The organism is Streptococcus sp. SR1, from assembly GCF_000526075.1.
GTDB lineage: Bacteria > Bacillota > Bacilli > Lactobacillales > Streptococcaceae > Streptococcus > Streptococcus halitosis.
In genome coordinates this window covers 17155-32565 of the sequence record NZ_JATR01000023.1, presented here as the reverse complement: position 1 = coordinate 32565, position 15411 = coordinate 17155, and the positions used below count along the sequence as shown (strand labels likewise).

The following is a 15411-nucleotide window of genomic DNA, read 5'->3' as shown; positions in this document are numbered from 1 at the left end:
TTATAGATAAGTTTAACATAATAGTTCTCTGTTTTCAGGCATCTATCAAAGGTCTACTGATAAAGACCAATACTAGCTATCCAAGCAACTAGCACCCGCGGAACACCATTGAGAAAGCGTGAATAAAGTACCGAAGGGACACCAACCTCAACTGTTTCAGCCTTGGCTTCAGATAGGCCGAGTGCTACAGGAATGAAATCACAACCGTTTTGAGTGTTGATAGCAAATAAAGCTGGCAGAGCCATTTGGGGCGGAATAGTCCCTTTTCCGATTTCGACTCCAATTAAAGTTCCAATAATCTGACTAATAACAGCTCCGGGACCTAACAAAGGAGATAGGAATGGTAAGGAACAGATAAAGCCAATTAAAACGAGTCCCCAGATGTTCCCCGCTAGGGGAACCATTAATTTTGCCAGCCAATTTCCAACACCAGATCCTTGAATAACCCCAATCAGCAAGGAAACAAAGGCCATGAAAGGAATTATTGTATTGAGCATTGTTTGGATGGCTTCACGAGCAGCCTGGTTGAAAGTTGCAACGACCTTACCAGCCCCCATCCCAATTCGTGCTACAATACTTGTTTCAGCTTTTTGCTCTGTAATTTTTTTACTAGTATCGTAAGTTGGCTTTTCAGTTACCACAGTTGTCGCTTTTTCGTCTTCATTAGCAGCAGAAATTTGATTAAGGCCAACTGCTGACACATAGATTTCCTCGGTTATATATTGAGCTAGAGGCCCACTTTTCCCTGTAGCGACAATATTTATTGTAGGGATTCCCTTTTTAGGATAAATACCACAGCGAAGAGTACCGCCACAATCCACGATTGCTAAAGCAATTTCCTCATCTGGGATAGAAGTTTTAAACCCATTAACAGCTTCCATACCGGTCAAATCAGCAATTTTATCTACAATATCTGGCTTTTCTCCGCCACCAGTAATATAGATGAATTTATGCTTAGCTTCACTAGGTGTAATGACCAAAGGTCCTCCGAAACCGCCATTTCCTTTAACAACTTTTATACTCTTATATGACATAATTTCACTCTTTCTATAAATCAAATGTTTTACTCAAGGTAACACCTTGCTGTTTTGCTACATAAGCAGTTGTAAAATCGGTTACCCAACCACCTACAAAGTTCATGACAAGCCCAACAAGCATGTAACGAATGGCTAAGTCCATTTGACTTAAACCTAAAGTTTGAATTCCTGTCGCAATTCCCATCCATACAAATAATTCCCCAGGATTGATATGTGGAAATACACCATTTGAAGTATGGCAGAACTGCATCTGAGCTGCTACAAAACTAGGTTTATAATATTCTGGTAAGAAACGTCCCATACTGATTGCCATCGGATTCCCCAGCATAAAGGCAGAAATGAAAGGTAAAATCATATACCGGCTAACAGGATTTTTGGCAGAAATCTTAGCCAGGGAATTGACCTTCTCTTCTCCCAAGAAAGCGATAAGGGTATTCATTGCAATCAATAGCATTAAGACAAGCGGTACAATATTTGTCATCCAGCTAATAAAGGTTTCTCCACCTAATTGGAAGAGTTTCATAAAACTCTCTGCAAAATTTGTAATGTGATTCATAAGGAACTCCCTTTCTTATTTTTTTTAAATAACTGTTTAATAGATAATTGTAAGTAATTCGCATAAAAGCCGAATCCCAGAAAAGAATCAGATGAACTTGTCTCTTTCTCAATACCTGCCTCATTCCAAAGATAGACTTTTCTAGCATCTTCTATGGCTGATTGCATCAACTTATTTTCTTTTCTCACAAGAGGATTATACTTGTCAAAATAATGGATGTCTTCTCCAACATAATCGTCCATATTTTGAAAACGTGCTAAGATTGTGACTCCTTGCATTTTGCTAGCTTTAAGAACCCGACCGTTTTCATCAACCGCGAACATGACAATCGTACCGGATTTGATTCTTCCGGACTTCCTGCCAATCGCTACGCGCCCCAGTTTTCGGAGCATCGTATAGGTCTTATTGAAGTCTTTGAGTTGCTGCCAGCCGAGGAACATTTGAAATATATAAGCTGCCATGACAAATACAGCGAAAATTATTAGCGAATTCATTAAAATACTCCTTTGCTCTTAGAAAATGATAGAAACTCTGTCTCTGTTTCTACAGCCCTCAATGCTTCTTTTAGAGAAGGCTCTCCTGCAATTCGAAAAATGTCGTCATACAATTCCAGCAATTCACTCTCCATTTTGCTTTCAATTTCTGAGGGAATGGCGACTAGAAAGATAAATTCAATCCAATCATCTCCTTTTTGATAAGGCTCTTCTAGCTTTCCAAACATTAAAATAGTCTTTGCATAACCCTGGTTAATTGTATGGGGGAAGGCAATTCCTCCACCAAAAATGGTTGATTGTTTTTTATCCCTATCAATTATCCGATTTCTAAAACCTTCATCAATCATCTGAAGTTTCTCTAACTCTGCAACCATATTTAGCAAGTATTGCTGATAGGTTTTTTGGGGAGTCAAACGAAGAAAACGTAAGCTGACTGTTTCTAGATTTTTTTGATGAAAAGCATTGGCCCTCTGCCATTCTTCCTGCAGCCATTGATCATCAAAAAGATGATTAACTTGAATGACTGGAGATTTAGAATCTTTATATTTTAGAGGAACTGTCGTAAAAATCGCGAAATAGTCCTGATTCAAATCCAGATTAAAATCCTCTTCAGAATACTGAGTAATGTCTACATCATTTCCAAGAATTCGTCTGAGTTGCTGAATAATCATCGCAGCAGTTCCTCTTCCTGTTGTGCAAACTACAGCTATCTGCTTGCGAGAACCATTTACAACAGAGTTTTGCTTTCTTAAAATCATTTCAAAATACAAAGCCAGATATCCGATTTCAGATAATTCCAATTCAGAACCAAAAATTGCAGATAGTTCTTCTCCAGCAATTTTCGCCATTTCAAAAGCAAAAGGATATTGAGTTTGAACCTCGCCATGGAATATATCATTAGCTTGCACATGGAAAATCAGTCGATTGATTAAGGAGCCTAGATGAGACTTGATTTCTTCAAATAATTCTTCATCATCAAAGTTAACCAACATTGTTTCTTTGACTTTCTTGACAATCCCTTGAAAAATGTTTGCAAGCTGTTCAGATTGATAAGACGGCTTGCTTAAAGTGTCAATAAAACGGATATTAAACGGAAAACACAAAAAGTCTATCTCAAACTGACTGAGGGAAATCTTATAAGTCATCTCAATATGATAGATTAATTTTTCAACCAAAGGTGTCTCTGTTAAATCATTCCTATAGTAAGGAATAGGGCAACTCAACACCCTAGATGCATGAATACGCTCCACCATAATTGAAATTGTCTTTCGAAGGAGTTCCTTTGTTTCTTTCGGGATTTTATACTCCTGGAGTAGCGTCTCCAGAAAAGAAGATGTTGCCTCGGTGAGTGTCTTTCCTTCAAAGTAAGGGGCCACTTGGTGAATATAGAGCAAGCGCAAATTCAGCTCGGACCCCAAGACCTCCAGCCCACGGTTGGGCTTTCCTGAAATAGTGATAGAGTAACTCTCTGCCAAAGATTTTACTTGTTTTAAATCCTTATTAAGGGTACTTCTACTAACACCTGCTTCCTCAGCCAAGTCGTCAATAAGAAGAGGGGAGGTTGACTCAATTAAACGTTTTAGTAAATAGGCAATTCTTTTACTGGAAGAATTGAAGTCACTCTCCCGTTTTAAACTACCAGATAAAATCCTTTCCAACTCAGTATAGTCATACACCTCTAACATTAACTGATCATCTTGTGAGATAATCTGGATACTCGGAGCCAAAACATCATTTAATTGTTGGATACTCTTTTGCAAGGTTTGCATACTAATATCCAGCTCTGAGCGCATATCTACCAAGGAATAAGTTGGCTGTGAGACCATTTTTTCTAAAATATTATACCATCGATTTACTATGGTCAACTCTCTTCCTCACCTTCATTTTTTTAACCGCGAGTTTTCCCTCCGGCAATATTTGTAGTGACTCCAGTTATATAGCTAGAACGGTCTGAAATATAGAATGCTACAAGGTCAGCTACTTCCCGTAGTTTACCACTTCGTCCCAAAGGAGTTGTTGAAGTTGAAGCATAACCAGCTCGAATATCTTCTACCGTCTTTCCACGGGTATAAGCAAGAGCTTCCTCATAAGAAAGAGTTCGAAGTCCCGTAGCTTCCATAATTCCTGGAGCAATTCCAACCACACGTACACCATGCTTACCCAGCTCTTTTGCCCATGAACGAGTGTAACTATAGACTGCTGCTTTTGTGGCAGCATAGGCACTTTGTCCTTCAGAACCTTCCAAGCCTGCTTCTGAAGCCATGTTCACAATTACACCTTTTCCATTTTTCACTAAAATACGTCCCACTGCCTGACTAACCAGATACAAACCTTTTTGATTAATCATCGTTACTTTTTCGAACGTCTCATCGTCCAATTCGTAAGGACCTTTAGGATTTTCTGCATCGATTAATAATCTAGGGATATTAATCCCTGCATTATTGACCACTGCATCAATATTGCCAAATCTTTCAACTATTTTGGCAACACCCTCTTCTACTTCAGAGCGAGAAGTTACATCAACTTTTACAAATAATAGATTCGGGTGACGCAAATCGTTGTCGCTAAGATCAAAATTCGCTACATTGACTCCTAATTCCAGCAATTCTTCAACGATTGCCTTACCGATCCCAGATGACGCGCCAGTCACAAGAACTGTTTTGCCTTTTATGTTTAACCAATCATTCATTTTGATACCTCTCAAATTTTATTTACAAGGCAATTATACAGCGCTTTCATAAAAGAATTAAGACACTCTTTTTTACACTTTTAAAAAAAATAATAAACTAATTAAGAGGCTTGTACTAAAAATCCACAAGAAATGAACTTGTGGATCTTTTTATATTCTAAATGAACTCAAAGCATATGAGAATCAAAGGCGTGCATTCAACTCAGCACCCAGCTCTTCAAAGCCTGGTTTCCCAAGAAGAGCAAACATGTTTTTCTTATAAGCTTCAACTCCAGGCTGGTCAAATGGATTGATACCATTCAGGTAGCCAGAAAGAGCAATAGCCAACTCAAAGAAGTAAATAGTGTAGCCCAAAGTGAACTCATCTTGCTCAGGCAGTGTCACAAACATATTTGGAACTCCACCATCAGTGTGTGCTAACAGCACTCCATCTGTAGCTTTTTTATTGACAAAGTCAACATCTTTTCCTTGCAAGTAGCCAAGACCGTCCAAGTCTTCTGCCAATTCAGGAATCAGCACATTTTTGCGAGGTTTATCTACACGGATAACTGTTTCAAAGAGGATACGGGTACCTTCCTGGATAAATTGTCCCAGAGAGTGCAAGTCTGTTGAGAAGTTAGCTGAAGTTGGATAAATCCCTTTTTGGTCTTTCCCTTCTGACTCACCAGCCAGTTGCTTCCACCACTCAGAGAAGTATTGCAGAGATGGTTCATAGTTAGCTAGAACTTCTGTCAGATAACCTTTACGGTACAAGATATTGCGTACAACTGCATATTGATATGCTTCATTTTCAGCCAACTTATCAGAAGCATAAGCCTTGCGAGCAGCATTTGCTCCTTCCATTAACTTGCTGATATCAGCTCCTGCAGCTGCGATTGGCAAGAGCCCCACTGCTGTCAATACTGTAAAACGACCACCTACACTATCAGGCACTACAAAAGTATCCCAGCCATTAGCATCTGCTTCAACTTTAACTGCACCTTTAGCGCGGTCTGTAGTTGCGTAGATACGTTGGTTAGCTTCTTCTTGACCGTACTTCTTAACCAAGAGTTCTTTGAAGACACGGAAAGCAATAGCCGGTTCAGTTGTTGTACCTGATTTAGAAATCACGTTTACTGAGAAATCTTTGTCTGATACATAGTCTACCAAATCAGCCAAATAGCTTGAAGAGATAGAGTTTCCAGCATAGAGGATCTGAGGTGCCTTGCGTTCTTCCTTTCTTTGCAAGTTTACAAATGAATTATTCAAGAAATCAATAGCTGCACGAGCTCCTAAATAGGAACCACCAATACCGATTACGATCAATACCTCACTATCAGATTGGATTTTAGCAGCAGCCTTTTGAATACGAGCAAATTCATCTTTGTCATATTCTTCAGGTAAGTTCAACCAGCCAGTCATTTCTGCCCCAGGACCTGTACCATTTCTCAGAGCAGAATCTGCTGCAGTCACTTGAGGCTGCATATAATCTAGTTCATGTGGTGCAACAAATTTATCTAATACTTTTGAATAATCAAATTTAATATGTGACATAATATTCCTCCAAAATTTCTTCTCTTCTATCATAACCCTTACCTTAGATTTTTTCAAGTTTTTTTATTGATTTTGCCCAATTTTTATCAGAATTCAAACGTTTGCGTAAATTTGCTAAAATATAAAAAATCTGAAAGGACGAATAAAAACGGCTAGAGGCTCTAACCGTTACAATTCATTTAATAAATACTCAAATAGTTCTAAATTGCCGTCTTCTTCATTGACCAGGAACTCTGGGTGCCACTGTAAACCAATGATACGATGCTCGTCGATAGACTCAATCGCTTCCACCGTCTGGTCGCGAGGGTCCACCGCTGTCACACGGAAATTAGGTGCCAGGTCTTTGATACTTTGACGATGAACTGAGTTGACCTGACTTTCTTTGCCAAACAACTTAGCCACCACACTCCCTTCTACCGTCTCAATAGAATGAGATGTTCCAAAAGGCAAGCCTTGCCAGTGGCCTTCAATTTCTTGGTGGAGAGTGCCACCAAAAGCAACATTGACAAGCTGAACCCCACGACAGATTGCCATAATTGGTTTATTCTGACGGAGCGCTTCTTTCAAGAGGGCTAGTTCAAACTCATCGCGTACAAGGTTGTAATCATCGCTCTCAATGGTCTTTTTCTCTCCATAAAACTGAGGATGGACATTTTGCCCACCTGTCAAGATGAGTTTGTCAATCATTTCTACATAATCGCGCACAATGGTCTCATCCCCTACAGGAATTACTAAAGGAAGACCGCCGACTTGACGAATGCTCTCTGCAAATTTACAGGATACAGATGAGTGAATGTTTTTCCCTTCTGCATCTACAGGACATAGATTTGCAGCAACTCCTACAACCGTTCTAGCCATGATGTGTCTCCTTTCGATTTTCTTGCGACAGTCTTATCTTATCACTCCACCCCTTTCCTGTCTAATATGTTTTTTTAAAGACCGTGATAAGTATTTTTTATGGACAAGAAAAAGCTGCCCAACGAGGACAACTTCTTTCTTATTCGAAGACAAATTGATTGTGATAGAGTTCTGAGTAGAAGCCACCGAGTTTGAGCAACTCGTGATGATTTCCACGTTCAATAACCTCTCCATCTTTGAGGACAATAATCTGATCGGCATTGAGGATGGTCTTGAGACGATGGGCAATGACAAAACTGGTTCGTCCTGCTACAACTGCCTCCATGGCATGTTGAATCTTGCTTTCTGTTACGGTATCGACATTGGAAGTAGCTTCATCTAAAATTAGGACTTGAGGATCTGTCATCAAGGTCCGAGCGATGGAAATCAATTGTTTCTGACCAGTCGAGAAGATATTTTGCTCATCATCAATAAGGGTATCATACTTATCAGGCAAGCTTTCGATATAGTCATGAATATGAGTTGCCTTGGCAGCTGCTTCGACCATTTCCTGACTGGCATCTGGCACACCAAAACGGATATTGTCTCGGATCGTTCCACTAAACAAGACCGAATCCTGCAGGACAATCCCGACCTTGCTCCGCAGGCTGTCCAAGTCGTAGTCACGGATGTCTTTGCCATCAAAGCAAATCCTGCCTGCATCCACATCGTAGAAACGATTGATGAGGTTCATGATGGTCGTTTTCCCTGAACCAGTCGGACCAACAACTGCTATCATCTGCCCCTTAGGAGCTGAAATGCTAACATCTTTTAAAATCGGCTTGTCTGGCACATAAGAGAAATCAATGTGACTGATTTCAACACCTTCTCGCAATTCCGTAAAGGCAGGCGCATTTTGTGGGCGAATCTCTTCTTCTGCATCAAACATTTCTTGGATACGATCCGCCCCAGTAAAGGCCAACTGGAGACTCCCCCAACTCGCAGCCACCTGGATAATCGGCTGGTAGTACTGCTGAGAAAATTGGGTAAACATAACGATCAAACCTAGGGCTGTCGTTGTTTCGATACTTGGATCATTCAGCAAGACCGCAGAACCTGCAAAAATAACGATGGCCGTATTGACCAAGCTCATCCCATTCATAACAGGAAACAGGATGCCTGAGAACATTCTCCCTTTAAAGGTTGCCTTGCGCACGCGCTCATTTTGCTCCACAAAGCCTGCTACGATGTCATCTTGAATTCCTTGTACGATAACAGCTTTCTGTCCAGAAATACTCTCGTCCATGTAGGCGTTGAGTTTCCCTACCTCTTTTTGCTGGAGATTAGTGTACTTACGGGCCATTTTCACAATGAAGACCAACATGAGAAAGGCCACTGGGGTGCTGGCTACTGTTATCAGGGATAGCGTCACATTTCTTGAAAACATGACAAAAATCAAACCGATGTAAAGAGCAATATTGCTCATAACCTGAACTAAGCTTTCATTGAAGGCTTGAAGGATGTTATCCAAGTCACTCGTAAAGCGAGAGAGGATGTCACCATCCTGATGGCGGTCAAAGAAAGAAACCGTTAAACGAGACAGTTTGCCAAAGAGGCCCTTACGCATCTCATTTGTTGACTCAGCAATCACACGGGTCATCAAGGTCATGTAAATCAAACTGGATACCACTAAGGCAAGGACAACCAGAGCTAGATTCAGCATCAGAGCTGATAAACTCTGCCAGGCTAGTTCGGAAGTTCCATTTTGATAAGCCAGCACTAGGTTAGCGAGCTCTGTTACTGCTTGACCTGAAAAAACAGGAAAGAGGGATTGGGCAATCGTCGCAACTGCAACCATCAGAATCACAATGACAAAGGAGAACTTGTAAACTTTAAAATAATTCCAGAAAAATCGAACGGTTTTCATTTTATTCCTCCTTTCCCTTTTGTGTTTCGTAGATTTCGCGGTAGACGGCATTGTTAGCTACCAAATCTGCATGCCGTCCTTCTCCAATCAAACGCCCTTGATCCAAGACCAAAATCTTGTCCGCATGGACGACTGAACTGATCTTTTGAGCGATGATAATGGTTGTTGTCCCTTTCAGGTCTTTGTTCAAAGCTTCCTGCACGAGTCTCTCTGACTTAGCATCCAAGGCTGAAGTCGAATCGTCAAAAATCAGGATACGGGGATTGCTGACAATCCCACGGGCAATGGACATCCGTTGTTTTTGTCCACCAGAAAAATTGGTGCCTCGTTCTTCGACCTGACTCTCAAATTTGTTTTCCATGCGCCCGATAAATTCACTGGCTTGGGCAATCCGTGCTGCACGTTCCATTTCTGACACGCTGGCATTGCCTTTCCCTTGACGAAGATTATCTGCAATGGTTCCGCTAAAGAGAATAGCACGTTGCAAGACAATGGAAACTGTTTTACGTAAGGTTCCCTCGCTGACGTCTCGAATATCCTTGCCACCAATCTTGATAGATCCCTCCTGTGGATCAAAAAGTCGTGGAATTAACTGAGCTAGGGTGGACTTCCCTGCTCCAGTAGCCCCAACCACACCGACCATCTGACCAGGCGCAATTTCAAAGGTTACATTCTTCAGCATAGGCTCATCATCATTAGGATAGGTGAAGGTCACATTTTCAAAAGAGAGACTTCCTTCTAACTCTTCATCTGGAAGATCTTTAAAGGTCATCGCTGGCTCGGTATCTAGAATTTCGCGAATACGACGTAAGGAAATCATGGCACGGCTGACAGAATTTCCTAAAAATCCAACCATAATGATGGTAAAGATAATCTGGCTGAGATAGTTGATAAAGGAAGCAATCGAGCCCACTACAGACGGATCTGACTGAGCCATGCCTGCCACCAACCAGATAGAGAGGAAGACCGCTCCATAGCCGACTAGCATCATAACGGGTTCTATAACTGAGAAGGCATAACCGATATAAAGATTTTGGCCGAGAAGTTCATCTGAAACCTCGGTAAATTTGGTAAATTGTGCTTTTTCTTGTACAAAGGATTTGACTACGCGCACACCACGTAGATTTTCCTTGGCGATAGCATTGATCCGTTCAAGAAGGGTTTGAAACTTAGCAAATCGTGGCCCCATCATTCCCATCATGATAGCAGTTAGTGCAAAGATTAGGAGCACCATGAGGACAATCACCCACCAAAGTGACGGAAGAGTGTGAACCGCCAAGATAAAGGAACCGATAAAGAGAAGAGGGAGACGGAAGAGAATTTGAAAAGCCATCATCACCACGTTCTGAATTTGGTTGATATCATTGGTCATACGGACGACAAGGTTCCCCGCATTGAATTGCTCGATATTGGCATAAGAAAAAGTCTGGATCTTGCGAAAAGCGTCTTCACGAAGGTCCGAAGACACTCCTTGAGCAATGTAGGCTGCAAGTGTTACATTGACCCCACCTGCAACCAGACCGACTAGGGCTACTCCTATCAGCCAAGCGCCAATACTATAAATAGCCTCATTTTGACCGGCCAGCAAAGCCTCTAACACCTCTTGCAAATAGCGCGGTTGCAAGAGCGAACTCGCAACCATCAAGCCTGTCATCATTAAGGATGCCAAGGCCTGCCATTTATAGGTTTTTATTTTTTTAATGAGCATATTTCCTCCTAATAAAATAGATAAAGGGAGCGACATCCTGCGTCAGCTCCTTCTCATTCGTTCATATTGATGCTATTCTAGCAAAAAAGAGGCATCTTGTCAAAGAAGTCTCCTTATTATAAATTAGTGCGCTTTCATCTACAGGTGATGCATGAAAAGGCTTTTTATGGTAAAATGAAAGGAAGAACTCTTACAAGGAGGAAAAGATGAAGAAACAAACCATCGCTGTCTTGGGTCCTGGTTCTTGGGGAACTGCCCTTTCGCAGGTCCTAAACGACAATGGACACGAGGTTCGAATTTGGGGAAATATTTCTGACCAAATTGATGAAATCAATAACCAACATACAAACAAACGCTACTTCAAAGATATCCTACTCGACGAAAAAATCAAAGCCTATCATGACTTGGAAGAAACACTAAAGGATGTGGATGCTGTTTTATTTGTGGTCCCAACAAAAGTAACGAGACTGGTTGCCCAACAAGTAGCAAAGGTGCTTGATCACAAGGTTGTCATCATGCATGCCTCCAAAGGATTGGAACCAGATAGCCACAAACGTCTATCAACTATTCTTGAAGAGGAAATTCCAGTCGATCTCCGTAGTGAAGTCGTCGTTGTTTCAGGACCTAGCCATGCTGAGGAAACTATTGTGCGGGATATTACTTTGATCACTGCAGCCTCTAAAGACCTTGAAACGGCCCAGTACGTCCAAAATCTCTTTAGCAATCACTACTTCCGTCTCTATACTAATACGGATGTTATCGGAGTTGAAACCGCTGGTGCTCTCAAAAACATTATCGCAGTTGGCGCTGGAGCACTACATGGTCTAGGATTTGGCGACAATGCCAAGGCGGCTATCATTGCCCGTGGCTTGGCTGAAATCACCCGTCTAGGGGTCGCTCTGGGAGCTAATCCTCTGACTTATAGCGGTCTTTCTGGAGTTGGAGATTTGATTGTAACGGGGACATCTGTCCACTCTCGTAACTGGAGAGCTGGTGATGCTCTCGGTCGTGGAGAATCCCTCGCAGACATCGAAGCAAACATGGGCATGGTCATCGAAGGAATCTCAACAACTCGAGCAGCTTACGAACTAGCTCAGGAATTGGGTGTCTACATGCCAATCACACAGGCTATTTACCGAGTGATCTACGAAGGTGTCAATATCAAAGAAGCAATCACTGACATCATGAGCAATGAATTTAAAGCAGAAAACGAATGGTCATAGACCCTTATAGAAAGGAACATCATGAAACAAAAAGTCAGAAAAGCAGTCATCCCTGCCGCTGGATTGGGAACTCGTTTCCTCCCAGCAACTAAGGCCTTGGCCAAGGAAATGTTGCCAATCGTAGACAAGCCCACTATCCAGTTTATCGTTGAAGAAGCTCTCAAATCTGGTATCGAAGATATCTTGGTTGTTACGGGTAAGTCAAAACGTTCCATCGAGGACCACTTCGACTCAAACTTCGAATTGGAATACAACCTCAAAGAAAAAGGGAAAACAGATCTTCTGAAGCTAGTTGATGAAACAACTGGCATGCGCCTGCATTTTATCCGTCAAACACATCCACGTGGTCTCGGAGATGCTGTCTTGCAAGCCAAAGCTTTCGTCGGAAATGAACCTTTTGTCGTTATGCTTGGTGATGACTTGATGGATATCACGAACGAAAAGGCTGTTCCACTTACCAAACAACTCATGGATGACTACGAGCGTACCCACGCGTCTACTATCGCTGTTATGCCAGTCCCTCACGACGAAGTCTCTGCTTACGGGGTTATTGCTCCACAAGGCGAAGGAAAAGACGGCCTTTATAGCGTTGAAACCTTCGTTGAAAAACCTGCGCCAGAGGATGCTCCTAGCGACCTTGCTATCATCGGACGCTACCTCCTCACTCCTGAAATTTTCCAAATCCTCGAAAACCAAGCTCCAGGTGCAGGAAATGAAATTCAGCTGACAGATGCAATCGATACCCTCAATAAAACACAACGTGTGTTTGCTCGTGAGTTCAAGGGGGCTCGTTACGATGTCGGGGACAAGTTTGGCTTTATGAAAACATCCATCGACTACGCTCTCAAACACCCACAAGTTAAAGACGACTTGAAAGACTACCTCATCCAACTTGGGAAAGAGTTAGCTGAGGGGGAATAGAAGAAAAACAAAGCTCTTAAATAAGGGCTTTGTTTTTTTGTTGAAGCTTGCAATAAAAAAAGCCATCTTTGCAGATGACTTATTAGCAACCGAATCGGTGCTCGCTTTTAACTATTCCCCCCTACACATAGTTCATTCCCTTATAGCAAAGGAAAATGGCTAGTGCGATAAAAAGTACAGTTGCTCCGATTCGCTGGCTAGTACTGTACATCCTTCTCTCCCATTTGACTGGGAAGATGACTGCTAGAAAGGCACCGCCTACTGCACCGCCAATATGCCCTGCTAGGCTGATTCCTGGAATCAGAACACTTCCAATGATATTTATCACGAAAAGTGTCAGATAGGATTGCCCCAACTGCTGGATATAGGGGTTGCGAGTTGCGTAACGCAAGACGATAATCGCAGCAAATAGTCCGTAAAGAGAAGTGGACGCTCCTGCTGCTACAACTTTCGGCGTGAAAGCAAAAACAAAGAGATTGCCCATCATTCCTGATAAGAGATAGAGAAAGAAGAATTGCTTAGAACCGAAAATCTCCTCCACCTGTCGTCCAAGAAAGTAGAGTGAAATCATATTGACAATGAAATGTTCCCAACCGATATGTACAAATATAGCCGAAAAAAGGCGCCATATCTGCTCGGGAAACAAACGAATGATCGGTCCATACATGGCTCCAAACTGAAGTAAGGTATCTGCTCGTTCAAAATTTAAACCTGTAAGAACCAACATCAAGAGAAAGACCAATGCTGTTACTAGGAGGAAGAAGCTAGTCACAGGATAACGTTTATCAAAGATTTCCTTCATAGGTTAGCACCTCCTGTACGGGAATATCATGGTTTTCCAAGTTAAACTCCTGAACTTGACAAGGATAGATTGTACTCATTGTATGCCCAGCAAAATGCTCCAGATAGCGGTCGTAGTATCCTCCACCATATCCAATCCGATAGCCCTCAGTTGTAAAAGCCAAACCAGGAACATGAATTAAATCAATCTGAGACGGTTCCACCACTTCCAAGTCTCCTTGCGGTTCCAGTAAACCAAAGGAAGTTTTTGCCAACTGCTTCGGATCATATACCACAAATTCCATGCGCCCCTTGGGATAGGTTTTGGGTATCAGAACCTTTTTGCCGTCCTTCAGCATCCGCTTGATTAGTTCTTGCGTTTGAAATTCATGAGGGAAGGAGAGATAGGTTGCGATGACCTTAGCTTCTTGGTAAAAGGGATGTTGTAAGAAACGCTCAGTTAAAGCTCGATCCATAGCCTGTTTTTGCTCCTGAGATAAAGCCTTCATTTCGTGTAAGACTTGTTTACGTAGTTCTGCTTTCATAGATAATTCCTCTACTCTGCTGCCTTCTTTTTTAAGAAACTAGAGACTACATCTACCCCAATGGCTATGGCTTCTTCCTCAGGACTCATCTGAGGGTGATGAAGGGCGTAGGGACTATCGATACCTAGCCAGAACATAACGCCATCTACCTTCGAAAGGAGATAGCCAAAGTCCTCACCAGTCATAGCAGGCTCGATATCAATCAACTCGATTCCGTCTTTCTCTTCAAAAAAGTCCATCAGTTCACGCGCCAAGGCTGGATTGTTCTCAACAGGTAGGTAGCCTCCTTGCTTGAGTTCTACTTCGACTTCCATATCAAAGGCTGCTGCAACCCCTTCTGCGACAGTCTTGACTCTTTTTTGCACCAAGAGGCTCATGTCTTGAGTCAAAGCGCGAATGGTTCCGTGTAAAAATGCTGTGTCTGTAATGACATTGTTGGTTGTTCCAGCTTGGAAAAGGCCAAAGGTCACCACCGCTCCCTCGATTGGGTTGACATTGCGGCTGACAACTGACTGTACTTGGGTTACAAAGTAACTAGCAGCCACCAAGGCGTCATTGGCTTCATGCGGAAAAGCTGCATGCCCTCCTTTTCCTTTGAAACGAATCTTCACCTCACAGGTCCCTGCAAAGAGAGTGTGTGTATTGGTCGCAATCTGTCCAACCTTCAGATCCGGACGAACATGGAGACCATAAAATTGGTCTGGCAACCAATTTCCAAAAGCACCATCCTCATACATAAGCATCCCACCGGCTTCATTTTCTTCAGCAGGCTGAAATAGGAAGAGCAAATTATTCTTGGGTTGCTCCTCAAGGGCGCGTTCGAGGCATCCTAAGGCAATGGTCATATGAAAATCATGGCCACAAGCATGCATGCGACCTTGGTGCTGAGAGGCAAAAGATAGACCTGTTTGTTCGACGATAGGCAGGCCATCAATGTCTGTTCGCCAACCAATGGTGCGTTCCGGCTGACTTCCCTGCAAATAAACCAGAATACCTGTCCGCCAAGTACGAATTTGAACAAAATCCTTGCCCGTAGTCAATTTTTCAATCACATCCAGCAAATAAGCCTGAGTCTTGAATTCCTCCAAGCCAATCTCTGGAATCTGGTGTAAATCTCGTCTAGTCTGAATCAAATCTAACATCTATAGATCCTCCTTTTGA

Annotated in this window: 14 protein-coding genes; 2 read left to right on the top strand and 12 right to left on the bottom strand. The window is 42.2% G+C overall.

The window, feature by feature from the left end; all coding sequences use genetic code 11:
* Positions 1 to 53 precede the first annotated feature (53 nt).
* The 9 genes from srlE to HMPREF1518_RS08055 form a co-directional block, all read right to left on the bottom strand.
* A complete protein-coding gene (gene srlE, locus HMPREF1518_RS08100) occupies positions 54 to 1034 on the bottom strand; it encodes a PTS glucitol/sorbitol transporter subunit IIB (protein ID WP_000120696.1) in 981 nt (326 codons plus the stop codon).
* A 13-nt stretch (positions 1035 to 1047) separates the two neighbouring features.
* On the bottom strand, positions 1048 to 1593 hold the full coding sequence (srlA, locus tag HMPREF1518_RS08095; protein ID WP_001015684.1) for a PTS glucitol/sorbitol transporter subunit IIC: 546 nt from the start codon (positions 1591 to 1593) through the stop codon (positions 1048 to 1050).
* Positions 1590 to 2087, bottom strand: a complete 498-nt coding sequence (locus tag HMPREF1518_RS08090; protein ID WP_033585448.1) for a transcriptional regulator GutM — start codon at positions 2085 to 2087, stop codon at positions 1590 to 1592. Before HMPREF1518_RS08090 ends, srlA begins: the two co-directional genes overlap by 4 nt.
* Complete coding sequence (locus tag HMPREF1518_RS08085) at positions 2087 to 3913, bottom strand: BglG family transcription antiterminator (RefSeq protein WP_080639548.1); 1827 nt, start codon at positions 3911 to 3913, stop codon at positions 2087 to 2089. Before HMPREF1518_RS08085 ends, HMPREF1518_RS08090 begins: the two co-directional genes overlap by 1 nt.
* 62 nt (positions 3914 to 3975) lie before the next feature.
* Positions 3976 to 4776 (bottom strand): SDR family oxidoreductase, encoded by an 801-nt coding sequence (locus tag HMPREF1518_RS08080; RefSeq protein ID WP_001000837.1) that lies wholly within the window; start codon positions 4774 to 4776, stop codon positions 3976 to 3978.
* Between the two features lie 183 nt (positions 4777 to 4959).
* Positions 4960 to 6309, bottom strand: coding sequence for a glucose-6-phosphate isomerase (locus HMPREF1518_RS08075; protein ID WP_000018239.1), 1350 nt, complete (start codon positions 6307 to 6309; stop codon positions 4960 to 4962).
* A 168-nt stretch (positions 6310 to 6477) separates the two neighbouring features.
* Positions 6478 to 7167, bottom strand: coding sequence for a gamma-glutamyl-gamma-aminobutyrate hydrolase family protein (locus HMPREF1518_RS08065; protein WP_033585446.1), 690 nt, complete (start codon positions 7165 to 7167; stop codon positions 6478 to 6480).
* 139 nt (positions 7168 to 7306) lie between these two features.
* Positions 7307 to 9073: an ABC transporter ATP-binding protein gene (locus HMPREF1518_RS08060; RefSeq protein WP_033585445.1), complete on the bottom strand. Its 1767-nt coding sequence runs from the start codon at positions 9071 to 9073 to the stop codon at positions 7307 to 7309.
* A 1-nt stretch (position 9074) separates the two neighbouring features.
* On the bottom strand, positions 9075 to 10781 hold the full coding sequence (locus HMPREF1518_RS08055; protein WP_007522653.1) for an ABC transporter ATP-binding protein: 1707 nt from the start codon (positions 10779 to 10781) through the stop codon (positions 9075 to 9077).
* Between the two features lie 206 nt (positions 10782 to 10987).
* On the opposite strand from HMPREF1518_RS08055, the gene HMPREF1518_RS08050 reads away from it, so the two are divergent.
* On the top strand, positions 10988 to 12004 hold the full coding sequence (locus tag HMPREF1518_RS08050; RefSeq protein WP_033585444.1) for an NAD(P)H-dependent glycerol-3-phosphate dehydrogenase: 1017 nt from the start codon (positions 10988 to 10990) through the stop codon (positions 12002 to 12004).
* A 21-nt stretch (positions 12005 to 12025) separates the two neighbouring features.
* On the top strand, positions 12026 to 12925 hold the full coding sequence (gene galU, locus HMPREF1518_RS08045) for a UTP--glucose-1-phosphate uridylyltransferase GalU (RefSeq protein WP_000811028.1): 900 nt from the start codon (positions 12026 to 12028) through the stop codon (positions 12923 to 12925).
* Between the two features lie 121 nt (positions 12926 to 13046).
* On the opposite strand, the gene HMPREF1518_RS08040 is transcribed toward galU, so the two are convergent.
* The 3 genes from HMPREF1518_RS08040 to HMPREF1518_RS08030 are packed head-to-tail and all read right to left on the bottom strand — an operon-like array spanning position 13047 to position 15392.
* The gene (locus HMPREF1518_RS08040) at positions 13047 to 13727 is read right to left on the bottom strand and encodes a rhomboid family intramembrane serine protease (RefSeq protein ID WP_033585443.1); all 681 of its coding nucleotides are present in this window, start codon (positions 13725 to 13727) and stop codon (positions 13047 to 13049) included.
* Entirely contained in the window at positions 13711 to 14250 is a 540-nt protein-coding gene (locus tag HMPREF1518_RS08035; RefSeq protein ID WP_033585442.1) for a 5-formyltetrahydrofolate cyclo-ligase, read from the bottom strand. The genes HMPREF1518_RS08040 and HMPREF1518_RS08035 overlap by 17 nt, the downstream gene beginning before the upstream one ends.
* 11 nt (positions 14251 to 14261) lie before the next feature.
* Positions 14262 to 15392: an N-acetyldiaminopimelate deacetylase gene (locus tag HMPREF1518_RS08030; protein WP_033585440.1), complete on the bottom strand. Its 1131-nt coding sequence runs from the start codon at positions 15390 to 15392 to the stop codon at positions 14262 to 14264.
* Positions 15393 to 15411 lie beyond the last annotated feature (19 nt).

Bases quoted from the DNA above. Each gene is read 5' to 3' on its own strand.
- HMPREF1518_RS08055 (WP_007522653.1), bottom strand. From the start codon at position 10,781: ATGCTCATTAAAAAAATAAAAACCTATAAATGGCAGGCCTTGGCATCC.
- HMPREF1518_RS08085 (WP_080639548.1), bottom strand. From the start codon at position 3,913: ATGGTCTCACAGCCAACTTATTCCTTGGTAGATATGCGCTCAGAGCTG.
- HMPREF1518_RS08075 (WP_000018239.1), bottom strand. From the start codon at position 6,309: ATGTCACATATTAAATTTGATTATTCAAAAGTATTAGATAAATTTGTT.
- HMPREF1518_RS08065 (WP_033585446.1), bottom strand. From the start codon at position 7,167: ATGGCTAGAACGGTTGTAGGAGTTGCTGCAAATCTATGTCCTGTAGAT.
- HMPREF1518_RS08030 (WP_033585440.1), bottom strand. From the start codon at position 15,392: ATGTTAGATTTGATTCAGACTAGACGAGATTTACACCAGATTCCAGAG.
- HMPREF1518_RS08080 (WP_001000837.1), bottom strand. From the start codon at position 4,776: ATGAATGATTGGTTAAACATAAAAGGCAAAACAGTTCTTGTGACTGGC.
- HMPREF1518_RS08090 (WP_033585448.1), bottom strand. From the start codon at position 2,087: ATGAATTCGCTAATAATTTTCGCTGTATTTGTCATGGCAGCTTATATA.
- galU (WP_000811028.1), top strand. From the start codon at position 12,026: ATGAAACAAAAAGTCAGAAAAGCAGTCATCCCTGCCGCTGGATTGGGA.
- HMPREF1518_RS08060 (WP_033585445.1), bottom strand. From the start codon at position 9,073: ATGAAAACCGTTCGATTTTTCTGGAATTATTTTAAAGTTTACAAGTTC.
- HMPREF1518_RS08050 (WP_033585444.1), top strand. From the start codon at position 10,988: ATGAAGAAACAAACCATCGCTGTCTTGGGTCCTGGTTCTTGGGGAACT.
- HMPREF1518_RS08040 (WP_033585443.1), bottom strand. From the start codon at position 13,727: ATGAAGGAAATCTTTGATAAACGTTATCCTGTGACTAGCTTCTTCCTC.
- srlE (WP_000120696.1), bottom strand. From the start codon at position 1,034: ATGTCATATAAGAGTATAAAAGTTGTTAAAGGAAATGGCGGTTTCGGA.
- HMPREF1518_RS08035 (WP_033585442.1), bottom strand. From the start codon at position 14,250: ATGAAAGCAGAACTACGTAAACAAGTCTTACACGAAATGAAGGCTTTA.
- srlA (WP_001015684.1), bottom strand. From the start codon at position 1,593: ATGAATCACATTACAAATTTTGCAGAGAGTTTTATGAAACTCTTCCAA.